We start from the raw sequence: 22615 nt of genomic DNA, 5'->3' as shown, positions 1-22615 counted from the left end.
CATTAGCTTTTTTCACCGCAGCTAAATCCGCTTGATATTGAGCTAATTTAGCTGCGTATTCAGCTTTTGCTACTGCGTTGGCGGCATTAATCCGTTCAACCTCTGCTTTGTGAGCAGCCATATCCTTCTCATATTGTTCTTTAGTTGCTTGATTTTCAGCGTTGATCTTAGAAACTTCTGCTTCATGAGCGGCTACATCCGACTTATATTGATCTGTCGTTTTCTTGATGTCTTCAGCTTGTTTGGCATAGTCTTCTTTAATTTCAGTTTCTTTTTGATCCGCCTCTTGAGCTGTTTTTACCGTCCCTTTATCAACAGTTTCATCTTGGACAACATTAACACCAGCAGCTTGAGCATTATTTATTGCTTGATTAACATCAGTTTTAGGCACTTCTACTGGCATGGAGCCATTTGACTCTCCAGCTTGTTTTTGACTCTGTTCTGCTTCATTGCTCGCATTTCCTTGAGCATCTGGCAAATTAGTGGCTGGATTGCCTGTTTGGGTTCCAACCACAGCTGTGGTATCTACTTTACTTGTCGTTGTTGTCGTTTCATCAGCAAAAACATGTTGTCCTGCCATAGAAACCGCTGCTACGGTCCCTAGAACAGCGCCACAAAGCGTTTTGCTAATTTTACTTTTACGAAAACCAAATACTTCTCTTTTTTGCATTTTTCTTCCTTATTTCAAATTATTAGATTGTTCAAATTACTTTAAATTTGACACTTATTATATTTTAGCAACTTTTCAAAACATTTACAAGTGTGTAGCACACTCTTTCAATCCTTTACTTATTTTATTTCAAAACCGTGAATACAGCAAATTAAAATACAGAAACTAGCTAGTTTATTTACAAAATATAAAAAAGGCGGAAAAACCGCCTTCTGTTAAAATTATTTTTCGGTAAGTGCTGCAAGTCCTGGTAACTCTTTACCTTCGAGAAGCTCCATGCTAGCGCCGCCACCTGTAGAGATCCATGAAAACTTGTCTGCTCGACCAAGATTGATAGCTGCAGCAGCTGAGTCACCACCACCGATGATAGATTTCACGCCTGGTTGTTTCACGATAGCGTCCATGACACCGATTGTACCAGCTTGGAAGTCAGGATTTTCAAAGACACCCATTGGACCATTCCAAACAACTGTTTTCGCACCAGTCAATTCTTGGTCAAATTTAGCGATTGATTTAGGACCGATATCAAGTCCAAGGAAACCAGGGTCTACTGCTTCACCTTCAGTATCTTTTACTTCAGTGTAGTCCGCAAAAGCATTGGCTTCTTTCGAGTCAACTGGCAAAATCAATTTACCGTTTGCTTTTTCAAGCAGAGCTTTCGCAACCTCCAACTTATCTTCTTCTACAAGTGAGTTACCGATTTCGATACCTTGTGCTTTGTAGAAAGTATAAGTCATACCACCACCGATAAGGACTTTATCAGCTTTTTCAAGAAGATTTTCGATAACACCAATCTTGTCTGATACTTTAGAACCACCTAGGATTGCTACAAATGGACGAACTGGATTTTCAACAGCTTCTTTGATATAAGCAATTTCGTTTTCAAGAAGGAAACCTGCAACTGCTTTGTCCACATTAGCAGAAATACCAACATTTGAAGCGTGAGCACGGTGAGCTGTACCAAATGCATCATTTACAAAGATACCGTCTCCAAGGCTTGCCCAATATTTACCAAGTTCTGGATCGTTTTTAGATTCTTTCTTACCGTCAACATCTTCAAAACGAGTGTTTTCAACAAGAAGAACTTCACCGTCTTTAAGGGCATTGATCGCTGCTTCAAGCTCTGCTCCACGAGTTACTCCTGGAAGGAAAGCAACATCTTGACCTAATTTTTTAGCTAAATCAGCCGCAACTGGTGCAAGAGATTTTCCTTCTTTATCAGCTTCTTCTTTCACACGTCCAAGGTGAGAGAAAAGAATAGCACGTCCACCATGTTCAAGGATATACTTGATTGTTGGAAGAGCAGCTGAGATACGGTTATCATTTGTGATAACTCCGTCTTTAAGCGGCACATTGAAATCAACGCGAACAAGGACTTTTTTGCCTTTCAATTCAACGTCTTTAACAGTAAGTTTTGCCATGTTACAAAAACTCCTTTTTCTATTTTATACGAAACTATTATATCATATTTTCTAAAAGTTTTCTTGATATAAGGAAAGTTTTCACAAAATAATTTTGAACATAAAAAGAGCCAAGAAGGCTCGACTCTTTATTATTCTACTGGAGTTGTTTCTTCCACAGGTTCTGTTACAGTTGTATCTTCGATAATTTCGACTTCATTGACAGCTTGTGGTTCAAGGTTACGGTAACGAGCCATACCTGTACCAGCTGGGATGATTTTACCAATGATAACATTTTCTTTGAGACCAAGCAAGTGGTCTTTCTTACCACGGATAGCCGCGTCTGTGAGGACACGAGTGGTTTCTTGGAAGGAAGCCGCTGACAAGAAACTATTTGTTTCAAGAGATGCTTTAGTAATTCCCATGAGGACTGGGCGAGCAGTCGCAGGAACTCCTCCAGAGATGACCACATCACGGTTAGCATCGGTAAAGTCTGTGATATCCATGAGTGTACCCATGAGAAGGTCTGTATCTCCTGGATCCATGACACGCACTTTGCGAATCATTTGACGAACCATTACCTCGATGTGCTTGTCACCGATTTCTACCCCTTGGCTGCGGTAAACTTTTTGTACTTCAGCAAGCAAGTAAGTTTCAACAGACAAGACATCACGAACAGCCAGCAAGTGCTTAGGCTGGATAGAACCTTCTGTCAGAGCAGCGCCACGAGAGATTTTATCCCCTACTGCTACTTTCATACGAGCTGTAAATGGTACTACATATTCCCCTTCACCAGTTGCCCCTTTAACAAAGACTTTCTTAGTCCGAGTAGAAGCATCTTCTTCAATCGCGGTCACTTCACCTTTGACTTCAGTAATAACTGCTTCCCCTTTCGGATTGCGGGCTTCAAAGATTTCTTGGACACGAGGAAGACCTTGTGTGATATCGGTATTAGACGCAACACCACCCGTGTGGAAAGTACGCATTGTAAGCTGTGTACCAGGTTCACCGATAGATTGGGCGGCAATCGTTCCGACTGCTTCACCGACTTCAACCGCATCGCCCGTTGCCAAGTTGATACCGTAACAACGACGACAAACCCCATGACGTGTATTACATGTAAAGACAGAACGAATAGTGACTTCTTCGACACCAGCGCTAACAATCTCATGCGCCATATCTTCTGTAATCAATACATCGGGACCAACGATGATTTCGCCTGTTTCAGGATGTTTAACTGATTTCTTCGTATAACGACCAATCAAGCGTTCTTCTAATGGCTCAATCATTTCCTTACCATCAGTAATTGAGCGGATAACAAGACCACGATCGGTTCCACAGTCGTCTTCACGGATAATCACATCTTGCGCCACATCAACCAAACGGCGAGTCAGATAACCTGAGTCAGCTGTTTTAAGGGCTGTATCAGTCATCCCTTTACGAGCACCGTGAGTAGAGAAGAACATTTCCAAAACAGACAAACCTTCACGGAAGTTAGATAGAATAGGCAATTCCATGATGCGGCCATTAGGAGCGGCCATCAAACCACGCATACCAGCAAGTTGTGAGAAGTTAGAAATGTTACCACGGGCTCCAGAATCCATCATCATAACGATTGGATTCTTAGGATCTTGGTTGGCAACCAAACGTTTTTCCAATTTTTCACGAGCTGCACGCCATTCAGCAGTAACTGCATTGTAGCGTTCATCGTCTGTAATCATACCACGACGGAATTGTTTGGTAATTTGTTCCACACGTTTATGAGACTCTTCGATAATTTCTGCCTTATCTTCAACGACCGGAATATCAGCAATCCCTACTGTCAAGCCTGCTAACGTTGAATGGTGATAGCCGAGATCTTTCAGACGGTCAAGGAAAGCAGATGTTTCAGTTGTACGGAAGCGTTTGAAGATTTCAGCGATGATATTTCCAAGATTTTTCTTCTTGAATGGCACATTTAATTCCAGCTTACTGATAGCTGCTTTGACATCTTGACCAGGTTCTAAGAAATACTTAGCTGGCACACCTTCTGCCATGTTTGAGGCATTTGGCTCTTGCAAATATGGTAATTCATCTGGCATGATATCATTGAAAAGAATCTTACCCACTGTTGTCAAGAGGATCTTGTGTTTTTGATTTTCTGTCCATGGTTTGTTTAAACTATCCGTCGCAATCCCAACACGCGTATGTAAGTGAACATAGCCATTACGGAGAGCCATTACAGCTTCATCACGGTCTTTAAAGACCATTCCTTCTCCTTCACGACCAGCTTCTTCCATAGTCAGATAGTAGTTCCCCAAGACCATATCCTGTGAAGGGGTTACTACTGGCTTCCCGTCTTTTGGATTGAGGATGTGCTCAGCTGCCAGCATGAGAATCCGTGCTTCTGCTTGGGCTTCTTCTGACAAGGGCACGTGGATCGCCATTTGGTCTCCATCAAAGTCGGCATTATAAGCTTCACACACAAGTGGGTGCAAACGAAGAGCTTTTCCGTCAATCAAAACTGGCTCAAACGCTTGAATTCCTAATCTGTGAAGCGTCGGTGCGCGGTTAAGGAGCACTGGGTGTTCTTTAATCACATCTTCTAAAATATCCCAGATGCGTTCATCATTCCGTTCTACCAAGCGCTTAGCAGCTTTGACATTTTGCACAATATCACGCGCGACAATTTCACGCATGACAAATGGTTTGAAGAGTTCAATAGCCATTTCACGTGGCACACCACATTGGTACATCTTGAGTGTCGGACCAACTGCAATAACCGAACGTCCTGAGAAGTCAACCCGTTTACCCAGCAAGTTTTGACGGAAACGTCCTTGTTTCCCTTTGAGCATGTGACTCAATGATTTGAGCGGGCGGCTTCCTGGTCCAGTAATAGGACGACCACGACGACCATTGTCAATCAGAGCATCAACCGCTTCTTGCAACATCCGCTTTTCATTTTGCACGATGATTCCAGGAGCATTTAGTTCCAAAAGACGTGCTAAACGATTATTCCGATTGATAACACGACGGTAAAGGTCGTTCAGGTCAGAAGAGGCAAAACGTCCACCGTCCAACTGAAGCATTGGACGTAAGTCTGGCGGAATAACTGGCAAGATGTTTAAGACCATCCATTCTGGCTTGTTACCAGATTTTTGGAAGGCATCTAAAACATCCAAACGACGAATAGCCTTGACACGTTTTTGTCCAGTTGCCGTTTTTAATTCATCTTTGAGCTCTGCAATTTCTTTTTCCAAATCTACTTGTTTCAAGAGATCTTGAATTGCTTCAGCACCCATTTTTGCAACAAAGGAACCTTGACCATATTCTCGTAAGCGTTCACGATATTCCCGCTCTGTCATAATGGATTTATGCTCAAGTGGCGTATCTTTTGGATCAATCACCACATAAGCTGCAAAATAGATGACTTCTTCAAGAGCACGAGGACTCATATCCAAGGTCAAGCCCATTCGGCTTGGGATTCCTTTAAAATACCAAATATGAGAGACAGGTGCTTTCAACTCAATATGTCCCATACGTTCACGACGAACTTTAGTACGAGTTACTTCAACACCACAACGGTCACAAATGATTCCTTTATAACGAATCCGTTTATATTTTCCACACGCACATTCCCAGTCTTTTGTAGGACCAAAGATGACTTCATCAAAAAGCCCTTCGCGTTCTGGTTTTAGTGTGCGGTAGTTAATTGTTTCAGGTTTCTTCACTTCTCCATAAGACCAAGAGCGGACTTTACTAGGAGAAGCTAGGGTGATTTGCATACTTTGAAAACGATTTACATCAACCACTATTTCTTACCTTTCTTTATTATCTATTGAATCAGTTCTTATTCTTTCCCTTCAGCATCAAAAGCGGCTTTTGCTTCTTGTGCTGCTTTTTCACGTGCTTTTTCAAGATCGTCTACATGAATCACATCATCATCCATGCCTTCATCCAAGTCACGAAGTTCGACTTCATTGTCGTCTTCATCAAGGACACGCATGTCAAGACCAAGTGATTGCAATTCTTTTACAAGGACACGGAAGGATTCTGGAACACCTGGTTTTGGAATTGGCTTACCTTTGGTAATGGCTTCATAAGCTCTCAAACGACCATTGATGTCATCTGACTTGTAAGTCAAGATTTCTTGAAGGACGTTAGAAGCACCGTAGGCTTCAAGAGCCCAAACTTCCATTTCTCCAAAACGTTGTCCACCAAACTGCGCTTTACCACCAAGAGGTTGTTGCGTAACGGTTGAATAAGGACCAACGGAACGGGCATGGAGCTTATCATCAACCATGTGGTGGAGTTTAATCATATACATGACACCAACGGATACACGATTATCAAATGGCTCACCCGTACGTCCATCATAAAGGATTGTCTTAGCATCGCTATCCATGCCAGCTTCACGAACGGTTTCCCAAAGATCATCTGAGCTAGCCCCGTCAAATACTGGTGTTGCAATGTGAATGCCAAGGTTGCGAGCAGCCATACCGAGGTGAAGCTCCATAACCTGTCCGATATTCATACGTGATGGCACCCCAAGTGGGTTCAACATGATGTCTACTGGTGTTCCGTCTGGAAGATACGGCATATCCTCAACTGGAACGATACGGGAAACAACCCCTTTATTTCCGTGGCGTCCGGCCATCTTATCCCCAACGCGGATCTTTCGTTTTTGAGCAATGTAAACACGCACCAACATGTTGACACCAGATTGCAATTCATCACCGTTCGCACGAGTAAAGATTTTCACATCACGGACAACCCCAGCACCACCATGTGGTACACGAAGAGATGTGTCACGTACTTCACGAGATTTATCACCGAAAATTGCATGAAGCAGGCGTTCTTCAGCAGATAAGTCTTTTTCACCTTTCGGTGTTACTTTACCGACAAGAATGTCGCCTTCTTTTACCTCAGCACCAATGCGGATAATTCCCATTTCGTCAAGGTCTCTCAAAGCATCTTCCCCAACATTTGGAATTTCGCGCGTAATTTCTTCAGGTCCAAGCTTTGTATCACGTGTTTCTGATTCAAATTCTTCCAAGTGAACAGACGTGTAAACATCGTCTTTCACTAAACGTTCACTCATGATAACGGCATCTTCAAAGTTGTAACCTTCCCATGTCATATAAGCAACGATTGGATTTTGTCCAAGCGCCATTTCACCTTTTTCCATAGAAGGTCCGTCTGCGATAAAGTCACCTTTTTCAACTGTATCGCCAACTTTTACCAGCGTACGTTGGTTGTAAGAAGTACCAGAGTTTGAACGGCGGAATTTCGTAATATGATAGACATCAAGTGAGCCATCTTCACGACGAACTTCAACTTTGGCTGCATCAGAATATACAACTTTACCGTCGTGTTGGGCAATAATCGCCGCACCAGAGTCGTGAGCTGCTTGGTATTCCATTCCCGTACCAACGTATGGTGCATGCGGATCAATCAACGGTACCGCCTGACGTTGCATGTTGGCACCCATGAGAGCACGGTTTGAGTCGTCGTTTTCAAGGAAAGGAATACAAGCCGTCGCAACCGCAACTACCTGCTTAGGCGATACATCCATGAAGTCTACTTGATCTGAAGGAAATTCTTGGTTGTTCCCTTGGTGACGTCCCATGACAATCGCTTCTGCAAAACGACCATCTTCTGTTAACTTAGAATTTGCTTGAGCAACGATGTATTCATCTTCTTCATCCGCTGTCAACCAAACGATTTCATTAGTGACCAGACCTGTTTCACGATCCACTTTACGGTAAGGCGTTTGGATAAAGCCATATTTATTCAAATGCCCATAAGAAGACAAGTTATTGATCAAACCAATATTTGGTCCTTCAGGTGTTTCAATCGGACACATACGACCATAGTGGGTATAGTGCACGTCACGCACTTCGTATCCTGCACGGTCACGTGTTAAACCACCAGGTCCTAAGGCAGATAAACGACGCTTGTGAGACAACTCAGACAGTGGATTGTGTTGATCCATAAATTGAGACAATTGAGAGGAACCAAAGAATTCTTTGATAGCTGCTGTAACTGGGCGTATGTTAATGATTTGTTGCGGAGTCAGTACCTCGTTATCTTGCACGCTCATGCGTTCACGCACATTGCGCTCCATACGAGACAAGCCAAGACGTACTTGGTTAGCAAGTAATTCACCAACGGCACGAATCCGACGATTTCCCAAGTGGTCAATATCATCCACACGACCCAGCCCTTCAGCGAGGTTCAAGAAGTAATTCATCTCAGCCAAAATATCTGCTGGCGTAATCGTATGAACTCGATCACCTGGGTTAGCATTACCAATAATAGTCACCACGCGATCTGGATCAGTTGGCGCCACCACTTTGAATTTTTGAAGAACGACTGGATCCGTCAATACAGCTGCATCATTTGGAATATAAGTAATTTTATTCAAATCACCGTCCAAGTATTCTGCAATGCTATCAATGACACTACGTGTCATAACAGTTCCAGCTTCAACCAAGATTTCACCTGTTTCTGGATCTACCAAAGGATCTGCAATTGTTTGATTTAACAAACGTGTTTTAATGTTTAATTTTTTATTGATTTTATAACGACCAACTGCCGCCAAGTCGTAACGATGTGGATCAAAGAAACGAGCGACCAATAGACTACGTGAGCTATCAGCTGTTTTAGGCTCACCTGGACGAAGACGTTCATAGATTTCTTTAAGCGCTTCATCCGTACGTGAATCCATTGGATTTTTATGAATATCCTTTTCAATCGTGTTGCGAACGAGATCGCTATCACCGAAAATATCAAAGATTTCATCATCACCAGAGAAACCAAGTGCACGAACAAGCGTTGTAAATGGAATCTTACGAGTACGGTCAATCCGAGTATAAGCAATATCTTTTGAGTCTGTTTCCAGCTCTAACCAAGCTCCACGGTTAGGAATGACAGTTGAACCATAACCAACTTTACCATTTTTGTCTACTTTATCGTTGAAGTAAACACCCGGAGAACGAACGATCTGTGATACGATAATCCGCTCACCACCATTGATAATGAAGGTCCCCATTTCGGTCATGATTGGGAAATCGCCAAAGAACACTTCTTGGGTCTTGATTTCACCAGTTTCTTTGTTAATCAAACGGAACGTCACAAAAATAGGTGCTGAATAGCTGGCATCATGGATACGTGCTTCCTCTAAGGTATATTTGGATTCTTTGATTTCATAACCAACAAACTCTAGCTCCATTGTATCTGTAAAGTTTGAGATAGGAAGTACATCTTCAAATACTTCTTTCAAACCATGGTCAAGAAAATCTTTGAACGAATCCGTTTGGATTTCAATCAAATTTGGTAAATCAAGAACTTCCTTGATTCTTGAAAAACTACGACGAGTACGGTGTTTCCCGTATTGAACTTCATGTCCTGCCAAGTTTTTTACTCCTTCTTCTTTCTATATTCTCTATTACATGATAGAGTAGCAATTTTCATTTGTCCTTTTTGAGTAATTTTCAGAATCTTTAAGTTTTAATGACAAACAATAAAAATCCCAAAAATAGGCACAAAAAGAGCAGCTAAATCTGACTCTGAAAGTATGATTTAACTGCTGTAAGCTTTATATGGACAATATTTCAAATAAAGCAGACGACAAATTATTAGCAATATTATACCTTATTTAACTCTGCTTTTCAAGTTTTTTACTTATGAAAATGTTTTTATTTACCTTTATTTAGCGTCCGCCTAAAAGTGCTGCCCAAGCTTTTTGATAATCACTGTCTGTTCCGCCGATTCCAAATTTATAGGTGGTCATCGGAGCACCGTTTTTCGCCCAATAGCTAGTAACTGTCTGTCCGGTCAGATTCATGCTGCGACCATTGACTGTTACTGTGCCAGCTCGTTCACCCGTTGCTTTAAGAACATTGGACTTAATGACACTGGAATCTAGATTGAACTTGTCACCAACTCCCCAGAGACTTGGGTCGGCTTGATAAATTGCATTTACTAGTTGAGCCATATACTGAGCATTGTTGTTGTAACCCGTCAAAGGTGCCATTGAAACATTATTGTCATGACCGATCCAACCACCTAACGTTAATTTAGGAGTGGATACCATGAGCCACATGTCACCATTACTGTTAGTCGTACCCGTTTTCCCAATCCAATCAGCACTAGCTAAACCGCTATTAATCTGCGTTAAACGAGATTTGAAGGTCGTCGTAGCACCCGAACTCAATACCCCACGCATAAGACTTTGCATAATCGTCGCCGTTGCCTTAGAGTAAACCTGAACAGGTTTTGCTTTATGTTCATAGACAACTTTCCCGTTTTTTGTCGTAATCTTTTCAATCATATAGCGCTCTTGGTATGCCCCATTATTGGCTAAAGTTTGGAAACCATTGGTGTGTTGGGCGACGGATACTTCAATACCTCCTCCCATTGGCAGACTTTCAATATCATAATTTTCAATTTGATAGCCCATTTTCTCCATGTACCCTTGGACATTAACTCCTTTGTCACGAAGCAATTTATAGGTCCAATAAGCTGGAATGTTCCAAGAAGTATTCAAAGCTTCCTGCAAATCCATCATGGCTGTACCACGGCTATCTACGTGCATAATTGGTTCACCGCTAGAGAAATTTGCAGGGTAGTTAGACAGCATGCTGGCACTTCCCATAAGCCCTTGGTCTATGGCAATACCATAGGCTAAAATCGGTTTAATGGTTGAGCCTGGTGAGCGCTCTGTATCAAATGCATGGTTGTTCTGGTTAGAAGCATAATCACGTCCTCCCACAAACCCCAAAATAGCTCCTGTACGATTATCCATGAGAACATTTCCAGCTTCGACTGCACCCGTTCCATCATCTAAGACACTACCAAAATTAGCTACTGCATTTTGCATTGCATTATGCACATTCTTATTAATAGTTGTGGTGACAGTGTAGCCGCCTTCACTCAACTCTTTCGCAGCTAGTTCTCTGTAAGCTTTCACTGTTGCATCATTTTTCAACTCTTGCTGTGAAACATTGTCACGTTTGATTAAGTAATCATACATTGCTTTTTGAGCTTCTTTCATAGCAACGTAATATAGATAGTCATGTGTTCTTGCCGAAGTCGTATCACTTGGTAAAAAGTCTCGTTTTAAATCATAATCTTTATACAATTGGTACTCGTTTTTACTAATCGCACCTGTTCGGTACATATTGTAAATAACATTTTTCGCACGATTGAGACCAAAAGTCATATCTTTAGCACTTTTCAGGCTACCGTCAGCTGCATAAGGAGAGTAAACAATCGGACTTTGTGGTAAACCGGCAATAAAAGCTGCTTGAGGAATTGTCAATTTGCTGGCAGGAACTCCAAAAATTCCTTGTGCAGCTTCTTCCACACCAGCAATATTTTGCCCTTTGTTATTTCTCCCAAACGGTGCCACATTCAAATAAGTCGTTAAAATATCGTCTTTGCTCATGTAGCGTTCTAAAGCCAGCGCATCAATGATTTCTGATGCTTTACGACTAAAGGTTGGAGCATCGCCAACAACTTGTTGCTTGATTAACTGTTGAGTTAAGGTAGAACCTCCACTTGAGGAACCAATCCCTGCAACAGAGCCTAGCGTCGCCCGCAAAACAGCTTTTGTGACAACCCCATTGTGCTTCCGAAAATTCTCATCTTCTGTCGCAATGACTGCTTTTTTCACATTGTCAGAAATATCTTTACTCTTAATTGGCACTCGCAACAAATCACTATCAATGGCTGAAATGGAGCTGCCATCAGCATATTTTAATTCAGAAATGGTTGAAATATCTTGAATTTTTTTGATGAGCTCTTCTTTTTTAGGAGTTTCAACCTTGTCAAAGATTCGTGCACCATATCCTAATGCAATGCCTCCACCAAACAAGCAACCTAAAAAAACAAATACAAAAAAGACATTTGATAATAATTTCAGAGTACGAAGGACAGTCTCGCCAACACTCCAAAGTGTCCAGCTTTCTTTTTCATTTTTGCTAGGACGATCTGTTTGAAAAAAATTCTCAAACAATCGTTTGATCTTTTCAAAAACTTGTTTACTCATTCTTTCTCCTTGAACTTTCTCTGCCTATTATAGCAAATTTATGAAACTTCTGACAACAGGAAAGGCAATCCTTGGCTGGAATCATTGTTTTTTTAAATTATTTTTGCAATTTCACTACATTCTAATGGCTGTTTGTGATACAATGTTACAATAACTAGAAATTTTATAAAGGAGAGACAGATATGCACATTTTTGATGAGCTAAAAGAACGTGGTTTAGTTTTTCAGACAACTGACGAAGACGCGTTGCGCAAAGCCTTAGCGGAAGGAAATGTTAGTTTTTATTCTGGCTACGATCCAACAGCTGACAGCCTGCACCTCGGTCATCTTGTACCAATCCTTGTCATGAAACATTTACAGTTGGCAGGTCACAAACCCTACGCTCTCGTCGGCGGTGCAACTGGCTTAATTGGCGACCCATCATTTAAAGATACAGAGCGGAGTTTACAAACAAAAGACACCGTTGAGGGCTGGGTACGAAGCATTCAAGCGCAAGTATCTCGTTTTCTTGATTTTGAAAATGGCGACAACAAGGCTGAAATGGTCAACAACTACGACTGGTTCTCCGATATTAGCTTTATTGATTTTCTACGCGATGTTGGAAAATATTTCACTGTCAACTACATGATGAGTAAAGAGTCCGTAAAAAAACGAATTGAAACAGGGATTTCTTATACTGAGTTCGCTTACCAAATCATGCAAGGCTATGACTTTTTTGAGCTAAATCGGCAATACGGTGTCACTTTGCAAATCGGCGGTTCTGACCAATGGGGCAATATGACTGCTGGTACTGAATTGCTTCGTCGGAAGGCAGACAAAACAGCTCACGTTATTACAGTACCCCTTATCACAGACGCAACCGGTAAGAAATTTGGTAAGTCAGAAGGCAACGCTGTATGGCTCAATGCTGATAAGACCAGTCCTTACGAAATGTACCAATTCTGGATGAATGTCATGGACGCTGATGCCGTTCGTTTCCTCAAAATTTTCACCCTTCTTCCGCTTGATGAAATCGAAGAAATCGGGAAACAATTTGAAGCAGCTCCACATGAACGTTTGGCGCAAAAAATCTTAGCGCGAGAAGTCGTTACATTTGTGCATGGCGAAAAAGCCTACAAAGAAGCACTCAATATTACCGAGCAGCTTTTTGCTGGAAACATTAAAAATCTTTCTGTCAAAGAATTGAAACAAGGACTTCGCGGCGTGCCAAATTATCAAGTGAAGGCAAATGACAATCTCAACATCGTAGAACTTTTGGTAACGGCTGGCGTTGTCAATTCTAAACGCCAAGCGCGTGAAGATGTCCAAAACGGTGCTATTTATGTCAATGGCGATCGCATTCAAGACCTTGACTATACATTAACGGACGCTGACAAATTGGAAAACGAACTCACCGTTATCCGTCGTGGTAAGAAAAAATATTTTGTTTTGACTTACTAAATAGGAAAAAGAGCAATCAACTACTACATCGTTGGTTTATTACACTATATACTTTGAAGCTGGAGACTTTTCGCTCCAGCTTCTTTTCATTCTCACTAGCAAAAAGCATATTGTCATAATGCTTGTTTTAGCTCCAACCGCTTTAAAAGTGTGGTTCATTTTAAAATTCCCTTTCTTTATCTACTTGTCAAAGCATTTCTCACATGTTACACTAGACACAGAAATTGATGAAAGAGAAAACGCATGAAACCCAAACTTAAACGCTTTGAAACGGCTAAGCTTTTTTCTTGCCCTTTTTGTCAGCAAGCCTTGTTTTTATCAGAAAATAGTCTCAAATGCAAAAATAAGCATTCCTTCGACTTGGCAAAGTTTGGCTATGTCAACTTGGCTCCACAGGTGAAGCAATCAAAAGACTACGATAAATCCAACTTTCAAAATCGACAATTGATTCTCGAAGCAGGATTTTACCAGCCAATTTTGAAGAAATTACTAGAAATTTTATCATCTTTATCACAACACGACAATCTGCTGGACATTGGCTGCGGAGAAGGCTATTATGCTCGAAATTTGCAAGCACAATTGCCAGCTAAACATATCTATGCATTCGATTTATCAAAAGAGTCTATTCAACTAGCAGCCAAAAGTGACCACAGCCTGACGGTAAGTTGGTTTGTTGGAGATCTGGCGCACATCCCTATTCAAGATGCTAGCATGAATGTGATTTTAGACATCTTCTCTCCCGCCAATTACCAAGAATTTCAGCGCGTCTTGCGGAAAAACGGCCTGCTCATTAAGGTTATTCCTAGCAGCCAACACTTGCAAGAAATTCGTAGTATCGTTGCCGAGCAATTAACAAACACAAATTATTCCAATCACAAAATCATTGAGCATTTTGAAGAAGCCTTTACCATTACGAATTCTTATGACGTTGCAGCCACTTTCAGCTTGAGAGAAAATGAGAAAGCGGCACTTCTTCACATGACACCGCTTCTTTTTAATATTGACATTGATAAAATAGATTGGTCACCATTAACTGACATCACGATTGCTGCAAAGATTTTAGTTGGTCAACAAATATAAAGCAAAAAGAGGTGAAAACAGATTGCTGCGAGATACAGCAGTCTATCTAACCTCTTTTTATATGCTTCGATTAAAAGCTAACCAAATCATTCCCAAAGCTAAAACAACATAAGCAATCAACGCCAATAACCGTTGCCCCACTTGATAAGCTCTTCTTTCCCCTCGAACTGGAAAAATAACCGCACACAAAGCGCCCCCGACTGCACCACCTAAGTGACCTGCCAGACTAATTCCCGGTGTCAAGCTCAACACCAAGTTCATAACTAGAAGAACTAGGTATGACTGACCGAGTTGCTGAATATAGGGATTGCGAACTGCATAGCGCAAAGTAATAATAGCGCCAAAAATCCCAAACAAAGATGTAGAGGCACCTGCCGCCACAACATTTGGAGTGAAAAAGAAGACAAATACATTTCCTAAAATGCCAGACATCAAGTAAAGAAACAGAAAATTCCACGAGCCAAAAATGTCCTCGGCTTGCCGCCCGAGAAAATACAGCGTAATCATATTCATCACAAAATGCTCCAAGCCGATATGAACAAAAATCGCCGATACTAAGCGCCAGATCTGGCTTGGGAAATATTGAATCGTTCGACCATTCATCGCTCCAAATTCGTAAATCGTTTGGGTACTAGCATAATTAAAGCCACGCAACAGAAACATTGCTAAGAAAACTCCTGTCGTGATAAGCAATAATAAGCTCGTCACTGGATAACGTTTATCATAAATTTTATTCACAAATCAATACCTCCTGAACGGGAATATCATAATTATCTGGTTGAAAATCAACTAACTGGTAAGGATAAATTGTACTGACTGTCATCCCTTTAAAATCAGCCAAATAGCGGTCATAATAGCCGCCTCCATAGCCAATACGATAGCCTTTTTTATTAAAAGCAATACCCGGAACATGAATCAAATCGATATGAGATTTTTCCACCGCTCGTTCACTTCTTGGTTCCCAGATACCAAAAGCAGTCAATTCCAAGTCATTTGGATTATAATCCACAAAAGTCATGCGCCCTTGGGGATAAGCCTTAGGGATCAAAACCCGCTTGCCATCTGCTTGAGCCTGCCTGATGAAAAGCCTGGTATCAAACTCGTGTGGCAAAGATAAATAAGTAGTAACTGTTCCAGCTTGTTGATAAGCAGAAGATTCCAGCAAGTACTGAGTGAGCAAAGCATCTCTCTGCTGTTTTACTATCAATTCCTGCTCTTTCATTTTCCTGACTATAGTTTTGCGCAAATCTGCCTTCATTTATCTTCTCCTCGATCAGAAATATTATCAACATTCCCAGCCCGTTATTCATTAACTTTTGCACTTAAAAACTTCCCAAATTTTTCAATAGCAAAAGGCAGCGCTGCTTCATCTGGCGCCATTTTAGGATGATGAAGTGCGTAAGGACTATCAATTCCCAGCCAGAACATCACACCCTTGACTTTACTGAGCAGATAGCCAAAGTCCTCGCCGGTCATTGCGGGTGAAATATCAATCATGTGCACGTCACTCTCTTTTTGGAAAAAGTTCATACATTGAGTAGCTAATTCAGGATGATTTTCCACAGGAAGATAACCACCTTGTTTCAGCTCCAAATCAAGCTCTACACCAAAAGACCGGGCTACTCCTTCAGCGATTTCCCGCAGGCGTTTTTGAGTGAGCAAATTCATCTCCTGCGTCAATGTTCGAATGGTTCCGTGCAGAAAGGCAGTTTCAGCAATCACATTATTCGTTGTTCCAGCATGGAATTCACCAAAGGTGACGACAGCTCCTTTAATCGGATCTACATTGCGACTCACAATGGTCTGAACCTGAGTGATAAAATAGCTAGCTGCTACCAAAGCATCATTAGCATTATGTGGAAATGCAGCATGACCACCCTTGCCCTTAAAAGTTAATTTAACTTCACAAGTCCCTGCAAAAAGTGTACTAGTATTCGTAGCAATATCTCCTACCTTGAGGTCAGGTCGCACATGAAGCCCATAAAATTCATCTGGCAACCAATCGCCAAAGGCTCCATCTTCATACATCAGCATACCCCCAGCTTCATTTTCCTCAGCTGGCTGGAAAAGAAAAAGTAGATTATTCTTAGGCTGCTCAGTAGTTAATTTCCCCAACAAACCCAGAGCGATTGTCATGTGCATATCATGCCCACAGGCATGCATACGTCCCTCATGTTGACTAGCAAAGGCAAACCCTGTCTCCTCAACAATCGGCAAACCGTCAATATCTGTCCGCCAGCCAATCGTCTTAACAGGTGTACTGCCTTTGACAAAGACCAAAATTCCCGTACGCCAGGTCCGAATCTCAACAAAATCCAAGCCAGCAGTCAACTCATCAATTATTCTCATCAGATAGGCATGAGTCTTATACTCTTCCAGCCCAATTTCCGGAATTTGATGCAAGTCTCGGCGAATTTTTTGATAATCAATCATACATTTCCCTCTTTAAAGTGTCCGAAGAGCGTCTTCCAATGCTGTTTTCTGCTGGGTTTGTTCATCAATTTTCTTAATCACACGCGCTGGCACACCAGCTACAACAACATTTTCTGGCACATCTGTCGTCACAATAGCCCCTGCAGCGACGACAGAACCATTGCCAATCTGCACTCCTTCAATAACGACAGCATTGGCTCCAATCAAAACATTATCTCCCACGCGAACTGGCTCAGCACTGGCTGGCTCAATAACACCGGCAAGAACAGCCCCAGCACCCACATGACTGTTTTTTCCAACAATAGCTCGACCACCTAAAACGGCTCCCATATCAATCATCGTTCCAGCACCAATTTCAGCTCCGATATTGATAACGGCTCCCATCATAATCACAGCATTATCACCGATTTCCACCTGGTCACGGATAATAGCTCCTGGCTCAATCCGAGCATTGACCTCGCGCTTGTCTAACAGCGGCACGGCAGAATTCCGAGCATCCTGCTCCACCACATAGGTTTTATTCTCTTCTAGGTTAACCAAAAGAGGTTTAATTTCCTCCCAGTCACCAAAGAGAACATTGCCCAATTTGACAACAGAATCCGGCACTTCGCCCGCTAATTTTCCTTCAAAAGTCACTTTTACATTTGTCTTTTTCTTAGCATCCGCTATAAACTGAATAATTTCCTGTGCGGTCATTTTAGTAGCTGGCATAAGCATTCCTCACTTTGATTTAGTATTAAGGGTTATTATAACATAAAATCAAGCATTTCATCATATAAAAGCAAAAACACCACAAGTTTAACACATGTGATGTTTTCGTTAAATTTATTGGATGTTCTTCAACATATTTTCGATGTGCTCAATAGATTTTTCACGTCCAAGCAGGTAAATGGTGTCTGGTAATTCTGGACCGTGCATTTCGCCTGAAACAGCGATACGAATTGGCATAAAGAGATTTTTGCCTTTGATACCCGTTTCTTTTTGCACTGCCTTGATTTGTGGGAAGATATTTTCTGACTTGAAGTCTTCATCACTCATAGCTTCCAATTTTTCTTTGAATGCTTTCAAAACAGTTGGTACTGTTTCGCCTGCCATAAACTCTTTTTCTTCTGCCGTTAGCTCTGGAAAATCTTCAAAGAAAAGGTCTGTGAGCGGTACGATTTCATCTACAGACTTCATTTGTGGCTTGTAAAGTTCAACCAATTTTTCAGCTTTGTTAGTCAAACGACCAGCCGCTTCCAAGTAAGGTTTCGCCATATCAAAAATAGTTTCAAAATCCGCATTTTTAATGTATTCATTGCTCATCCAGTCTAATTTCTTTTGGTCAAAAGCTGCTGGTGACTTGCTGAGACGATGTTCATCAAAGAGTTGGATCAATTCTTCGCGAGAGAAGATTTCATTTTCACCGCCAGGATTCCAGCCAAGCAGAGCGATAAAGTTAAAAACAGCTTCAGGCAAGTAGCCTTTCTTACGGTAATCCTCGATAAATTGAAGGGTGTTTGTATCACGTTTGGACAATTTCTTACCCGTTTCAGAGTTGATAATCAAGGTCATGTGACCAAATTGTGGCGCTTCCCAACCAAGTGCTTCATATACCATGAGCTGCTTAGGTGTGTTAGCAATGTGGTCATCTCCACGGATAACGTGAGAAATTTTCATCAGGTGGTCATCCACCACAACTGCAAAATTATAAGTTGGATAACCGTCTTTTTTCTGAATAACCCAGTCACCACCGATGTTACCACCTTCAAATTCAATCTCACCTTTGACAAGATCGTTCCACTTGTAAATACCAGATTCATTGACTGCAAGACGGACTGTTGGAACGATTCCTTTAGCTTCACGTTCTGCGATATAAGCTGCTTTTTCATCTTCAGACATTCCCAGATATTCATTGATGTAACGAGGTGTTTCTCCAGCAGATTCCTGACGTTCACGCTCTGTTGCCAACTCTTCCTCCGTCACGTATGACTTGTAAGCCAAGCCTTTTTCAAGTAACTCATTGATATAACCTTGGTAAATGTCCAAGCGTTCAGATTGGCGATATTTTTCATGCGTTTCTGGACTCTCATCCCAATCAATTCCTAACCAACGCAGATTTTCCAACTGCGAACGCTCCCCGTCTTCCACATGACGTTTACGGTCAGTATCTTCAATCCGAATGATAAAAGTTCCGCCGTAGTGACGAGCGTAAAGATAATTAAAGAGCGCAGTCCGCGCATTCCCGATGTGTAACAGTCCCGTTGGACTTGGTGCATAACGCACACGAATTTGATTCGCCAATTTTATGTCTCCTAATTTTTATCTTATATTTTCAACAGGAAAAACCTGTTTTTATTTCAAACGTTACTATTATACCACATAGTTGTCGAAAAGAAATAACAGAAACGATGAAACTTTATTATTCTTCCAATCATTTACAGAATTTTCTTAGCAATGTAGAGTCCGTTGTCTGGCTCACCTATCAATTCAATGCTCAGTTACACTAACTTACCCAAACACCTTCTCCAATACTTCTCCAATCGTTGTTACACCAATAACTTCAATAGTTTTGGGAATGTTCAATCCGTTCAGAGAGTTTTTAGGAGCGTAAACTTTGGTGAAGCCCAGCTTAGCAGCTTCATTGATACGCTGCTCAATGCGATTGACACGGCGGATTTCGCCCGTCAGACCGATTTCACCAATAAAACATTCTTGTGGATTCGTTGGCAAATCTTTATAACTCGAAGCAATTGCAACGGCAACAGCTAAGTCAATAGCTGGCTCATCTAATTTGACACCGCCTGCTGACTTGAGGTAGGCATCTTGATTTTGCAATAATAACCCTGCTCGCTTTTCCAAAACAGCCATAATCAGACTAGCACGATTGAAATCCAATCCTGTCGTTGTCCGCTTGGCATTGCCAAACATGGTCGGCGTCACCAAAGCCTGCACTTCCGCAAGGATTGGACGCGTCCCCTCCATAGTCACCACGATAGAAGAGCCTGTCGCTCCATCTAAACGCTCCTCTAAGAAAACCTGGCTAGGATTGAGTACTTCAACCAGACCACCTGACTGCATTTCAAAAATACCGATTTCATTCGTAGAGCCGAAGCGGTTTTTGACTGCCCGCAAAATACGAAAAGTATGTTGACGCTCACCCTCAAAATAAAGTACTGTATCCACCATATGTTCCAAAGTTCTAGATCCAGCCAGAGTGCCCTCTTTCGTCATATGACCGACGATAAAGGTGGCAATATTGTTGGTTTTTGCAAGCTGCATCAGCTCCGCTGTCACTTCTCGCACTTGCGAAACCGACCCTTGCACGCTGGAAATTTCTGGCGATAGAATCGTCTGAATGGAATCTATAATCAAAAAATCTGGTTTGATTTTTTCAATCTCAGCACGAATACTCTGCATATTGGTCTCCGCATAGAGATAAAATTCACTGTCAATATCGCCTAAACGTTCCGCGCGCAGCTTAATCTGCTCGGCTGACTCTTCCCCACTGACATACAATACTGTTCCCTTGTGAGAGAGTTGGGTCGAAACCTGCAATAAAAGGGTAGATTTCCCAATGCCGGGATCTCCTCCGATTAGAACTAAACTTCCTGGCACCACACCGCCGCCCAAGACGCGATTAAATTCATCCATATCTGTCTTGGTACGGTTGACATTGATAGAAGTTACCTCCGCTAACTTCATCGGTCGACTTTTTTCCCCTGTCAGAGAAACACGCGCATTCTTAACCTCCGTAACTTCGACCTCTTCGACAAAGGACGACCAAGCCCCACAGTTAGGACAGCGCCCTAAATACTTGGGGGAATGATATTCACAATTTTGACAAACAAATGTTGCTTTTTTCTTGGCTATGATAGATTCCTCTTTCTTAATGCCCAGTGCTTCCAAAACCACCTGTCCGCACACCATCTGCTTCATCATTATCAGCAAGCAAGAACGGCGCAAAGACAGCTTGAACGATACGATCTTCTTCTTCTAAGACCACTTCTTGATCTGTAATGTTCTGCATTTGCGCAAAAATGTGACCTTCATTAGCAGGATTGCCATAATAATCACCGTCAATGACACCTACCGAATTAATCAAAACTAATCCTTTTTTACGTGGATTAGATGAACGATCATAAAGATAAAGCACCTCACCAGCCTGCATATAGGCCTTGACACCTGTCGGCACCAACTTAATCTCTTTGGGCGCAATAACTGTGCGCTCTGCTACCTTCAAATCATAGCCAGCCGCATGAGCCGTCTCACGCTTTGGCAGTAAATTTTCATTTGTAAAGCTTGAAACAAGCTCAAAACCACGAATTCCCATATTTTTCTCTTTTCTACTTTTGCTTCCCCTATTATACTAAATTCGTAAACAACACGCAAAATGCAGGTCATTCTTCAACCTGCACTTTTAAAGTTATTTCAGTTCATTCAAGAATCGAATGACTTGCTCGTTGGCATCCACTTGAGCTTTCACCCCAAAAGGAACAATTGCTCTTGGGGTAGCATGTCCAACATTTAAATTATATAAAATAGGAATATCTGTATCAATGACATCAAGCAGGATTTGTTTGTACTCATCATAGTAGGTTTCATCCATTGGTTTTCCAACAAGAATCCCATTTAAAACAGAAAAAATCCCTGTCACCTTTAAGGCTTCTAGCATTTTTCGATATAAAATTGGTTCTGGTTTTTCCTCACTGGTTTCCAACAAAAGAATTTTTCCTTCCCACTCTGAAAGACTGGGAAATAGCTGATAGTGAGCACACAGTTCAATCGTATCCTCATGTCTTGTATTATCAAATATCTGATAAAGCGACTCCAAACAGCCTCCTAAAATTTCCCCTTCAAATGTTGCTTTTCCTTTCAGCAATTCAAATCCCTGATTTTCATGACGGATCCGTTTCGTTCCTAAGACTTTTTCACTAAAATCCGTCCTCTCATCATACCAGACATTGCTCGGTCTGATTTCTGAGATAGTCCCTGTTCCAATCAGTTCCTTAAAATATGAAAGCGTATAAGGCAGCATTTCTTCCTCTAACTCACAAACATCAGCAAGAAATGACTGACCATAAAAAGTCTTCACTCCCAACTTATGGAGCATGAGGTGATTCATGGTAGTGTCTGAAAAGCCTAAAAATACTTTCTGATTCACAACCTTTTTTAATTGGTTATCTTCAAACAAATAGGGTAGCAAGCGATGCGTATCATCTCCACCAATAGCACATAAAATCATATCAATTGAAGGATCTTCAAAAACTTGAATCAAATCTTGCGCTCTCGATTCAGGATGGTCTTTCAGATAATCCATTCCTCTTTGTGCGTGCTCTGAAAACATCACTTCAAGTCCCAAGTCTTTTAAACGCTTTAATCCTAGATCAACCTCATGCCTAACGAAATTTTCTCCAATGATTCCGCTTGATAAACTGACAATTCCTACTTTCTTTATCATCTAATCTCCTCCCTTGCTGATAATTTGAATCATTATATCACAAAATACAATCAACTAAAATGCTAAATGGTCAATATTCACAAAACAAAACATACTAAGATTAGTAGTGAAGAAATCTCC

General features: G+C 41.5%; 15 protein-coding genes. 2 read left to right on the top strand and 13 right to left on the bottom strand.

Features of this window, described 5'->3' with window-relative positions; all coding sequences use genetic code 11:
* The 5 genes from HMPREF3249_RS01415 to pbp1b all read right to left on the bottom strand — a co-directional run.
* The coding region (locus tag HMPREF3249_RS01415; RefSeq protein WP_373878928.1) for a putative cross-wall-targeting lipoprotein signal domain-containing protein at window positions 1-670 on the bottom strand (670 nt) is incomplete at its 3' end.
* Window positions 671-891: 221 nt separating this feature from the next.
* Window positions 892-2091 carry a phosphoglycerate kinase gene (pgk, locus tag HMPREF3249_RS01410; protein ID WP_003029436.1) on the bottom strand — a complete coding sequence of 400 codons (1200 nt, stop codon included), beginning with the start codon at window positions 2089-2091 and terminating at the stop codon, window positions 892-894.
* 131 nt (window positions 2092-2222) lie between these two features.
* Window positions 2223-5861, bottom strand: a complete 3639-nt coding sequence (gene rpoC / locus HMPREF3249_RS01405; RefSeq protein WP_049533567.1) for a DNA-directed RNA polymerase subunit beta' — start codon at window positions 5859-5861, stop codon at window positions 2223-2225.
* 38 nt (window positions 5862-5899) lie between these two features.
* A complete protein-coding gene (gene rpoB, locus HMPREF3249_RS01400; protein ID WP_059221238.1) occupies window positions 5900-9466 on the bottom strand; it encodes a DNA-directed RNA polymerase subunit beta in 3567 nt (1188 codons plus the stop codon).
* Between the two features lie 297 nt (window positions 9467-9763).
* Entirely contained in the window at window positions 9764-12103 is a 2340-nt protein-coding gene (pbp1b, locus tag HMPREF3249_RS01395) for a penicillin-binding protein PBP1B (RefSeq protein ID WP_059221239.1), read from the bottom strand.
* Between the two features lie 182 nt (window positions 12104-12285).
* On the opposite strand from pbp1b, the gene tyrS reads away from it, so the two are divergent.
* Together tyrS and HMPREF3249_RS01380 are read left to right on the top strand one after the other, a co-directional pair.
* Window positions 12286-13542 (top strand): tyrosine--tRNA ligase, encoded by a 1257-nt coding sequence (gene tyrS, locus HMPREF3249_RS01390; RefSeq protein ID WP_049533564.1) that lies wholly within the window; start codon window positions 12286-12288, stop codon window positions 13540-13542.
* 243 nt (window positions 13543-13785) lie between these two features.
* A complete protein-coding gene (locus HMPREF3249_RS01380; protein WP_003029446.1) occupies window positions 13786-14622 on the top strand; it encodes a putative RNA methyltransferase in 837 nt (278 codons plus the stop codon).
* A 57-nt stretch (window positions 14623-14679) separates the two neighbouring features.
* Here the strand turns inward: HMPREF3249_RS01380 and HMPREF3249_RS01375 are convergent, their stop codons facing one another.
* The 8 genes from HMPREF3249_RS01375 to HMPREF3249_RS01340 all read right to left on the bottom strand — a co-directional run bounded on the left by HMPREF3249_RS01375 (window position 14680) and on the right by HMPREF3249_RS01340 (window position 22495).
* Window positions 14680-15360, bottom strand: a complete 681-nt coding sequence (locus HMPREF3249_RS01375) for a rhomboid family intramembrane serine protease (RefSeq protein WP_003029447.1) — start codon at window positions 15358-15360, stop codon at window positions 14680-14682.
* On the bottom strand, window positions 15353-15880 hold the full coding sequence (locus tag HMPREF3249_RS01370) for a 5-formyltetrahydrofolate cyclo-ligase (RefSeq protein ID WP_049533562.1): 528 nt from the start codon (window positions 15878-15880) through the stop codon (window positions 15353-15355). The genes HMPREF3249_RS01375 and HMPREF3249_RS01370 overlap by 8 nt, the downstream gene beginning before the upstream one ends.
* Window positions 15881-15924: 44 nt before the next feature.
* Window positions 15925-17055, bottom strand: coding sequence for an N-acetyldiaminopimelate deacetylase (locus HMPREF3249_RS01365; protein ID WP_049533561.1), 1131 nt, complete (start codon window positions 17053-17055; stop codon window positions 15925-15927).
* 12 nt (window positions 17056-17067) lie between these two features.
* Window positions 17068-17766, bottom strand: coding sequence for a 2,3,4,5-tetrahydropyridine-2,6-dicarboxylate N-acetyltransferase (dapD, locus tag HMPREF3249_RS01360; protein ID WP_003039207.1), 699 nt, complete (start codon window positions 17764-17766; stop codon window positions 17068-17070).
* Window positions 17767-17880: 114 nt separating this feature from the next.
* Window positions 17881-19338: a glutamate--tRNA ligase gene (gltX, locus tag HMPREF3249_RS01355; protein WP_059221241.1), complete on the bottom strand. Its 1458-nt coding sequence runs from the start codon at window positions 19336-19338 to the stop codon at window positions 17881-17883.
* A gap of 207 nt (window positions 19339-19545) precedes the next feature.
* Window positions 19546-20964, bottom strand: a complete 1419-nt coding sequence (radA, locus tag HMPREF3249_RS01350; RefSeq protein WP_142350223.1) for a DNA repair protein RadA — start codon at window positions 20962-20964, stop codon at window positions 19546-19548.
* A complete protein-coding gene (locus HMPREF3249_RS01345) occupies window positions 20924-21367 on the bottom strand; it encodes a dUTP diphosphatase (protein ID WP_049533558.1) in 444 nt (147 codons plus the stop codon). Before HMPREF3249_RS01345 ends, radA begins: the two co-directional genes overlap by 41 nt.
* Before the next feature lie 93 nt (window positions 21368-21460).
* On the bottom strand, window positions 21461-22495 hold the full coding sequence (locus HMPREF3249_RS01340; RefSeq protein ID WP_049533557.1) for a S66 family peptidase: 1035 nt from the start codon (window positions 22493-22495) through the stop codon (window positions 21461-21463).
* Window positions 22496-22615 lie beyond the last annotated feature (120 nt).

Origin of the sequence: Streptococcus sp. HMSC36C04, from assembly GCF_001839535.1 — a bacterium.
Taxonomy (GTDB): domain Bacteria; phylum Bacillota; class Bacilli; order Lactobacillales; family Streptococcaceae; genus Streptococcus; species Streptococcus hominis.
This window is presented reverse-complemented; position numbering and strand designations above follow the sequence as displayed.

Coding starts and splice junctions, on each gene's coding strand:
- dapD (WP_003039207.1), bottom strand. CDS start 17,766: ATGCCAGCTACTAAAATGACCGCACAGGAAATTATTCAGTTTATAGCG.
- HMPREF3249_RS01365 (WP_049533561.1), bottom strand. CDS start 17,055: ATGATTGATTATCAAAAAATTCGCCGAGACTTGCATCAAATTCCGGAA.
- pgk (WP_003029436.1), bottom strand. CDS start 2,091: ATGGCAAAACTTACTGTTAAAGACGTTGAATTGAAAGGCAAAAAAGTC.
- HMPREF3249_RS01340 (WP_049533557.1), bottom strand. CDS start 22,495: ATGATAAAGAAAGTAGGAATTGTCAGTTTATCAAGCGGAATCATTGGA.
- tyrS (WP_049533564.1), top strand. CDS start 12,286: ATGCACATTTTTGATGAGCTAAAAGAACGTGGTTTAGTTTTTCAGACA.
- HMPREF3249_RS01345 (WP_049533558.1), bottom strand. CDS start 21,367: ATGGGAATTCGTGGTTTTGAGCTTGTTTCAAGCTTTACAAATGAAAAT.
- pbp1b (WP_059221239.1), bottom strand. CDS start 12,103: ATGAGTAAACAAGTTTTTGAAAAGATCAAACGATTGTTTGAGAATTTT.
- HMPREF3249_RS01370 (WP_049533562.1), bottom strand. CDS start 15,880: ATGAAGGCAGATTTGCGCAAAACTATAGTCAGGAAAATGAAAGAGCAG.
- radA (WP_142350223.1), bottom strand. CDS start 20,964: ATGGTGTGCGGACAGGTGGTTTTGGAAGCACTGGGCATTAAGAAAGAG.
- HMPREF3249_RS01380 (WP_003029446.1), top strand. CDS start 13,786: ATGAAACCCAAACTTAAACGCTTTGAAACGGCTAAGCTTTTTTCTTGC.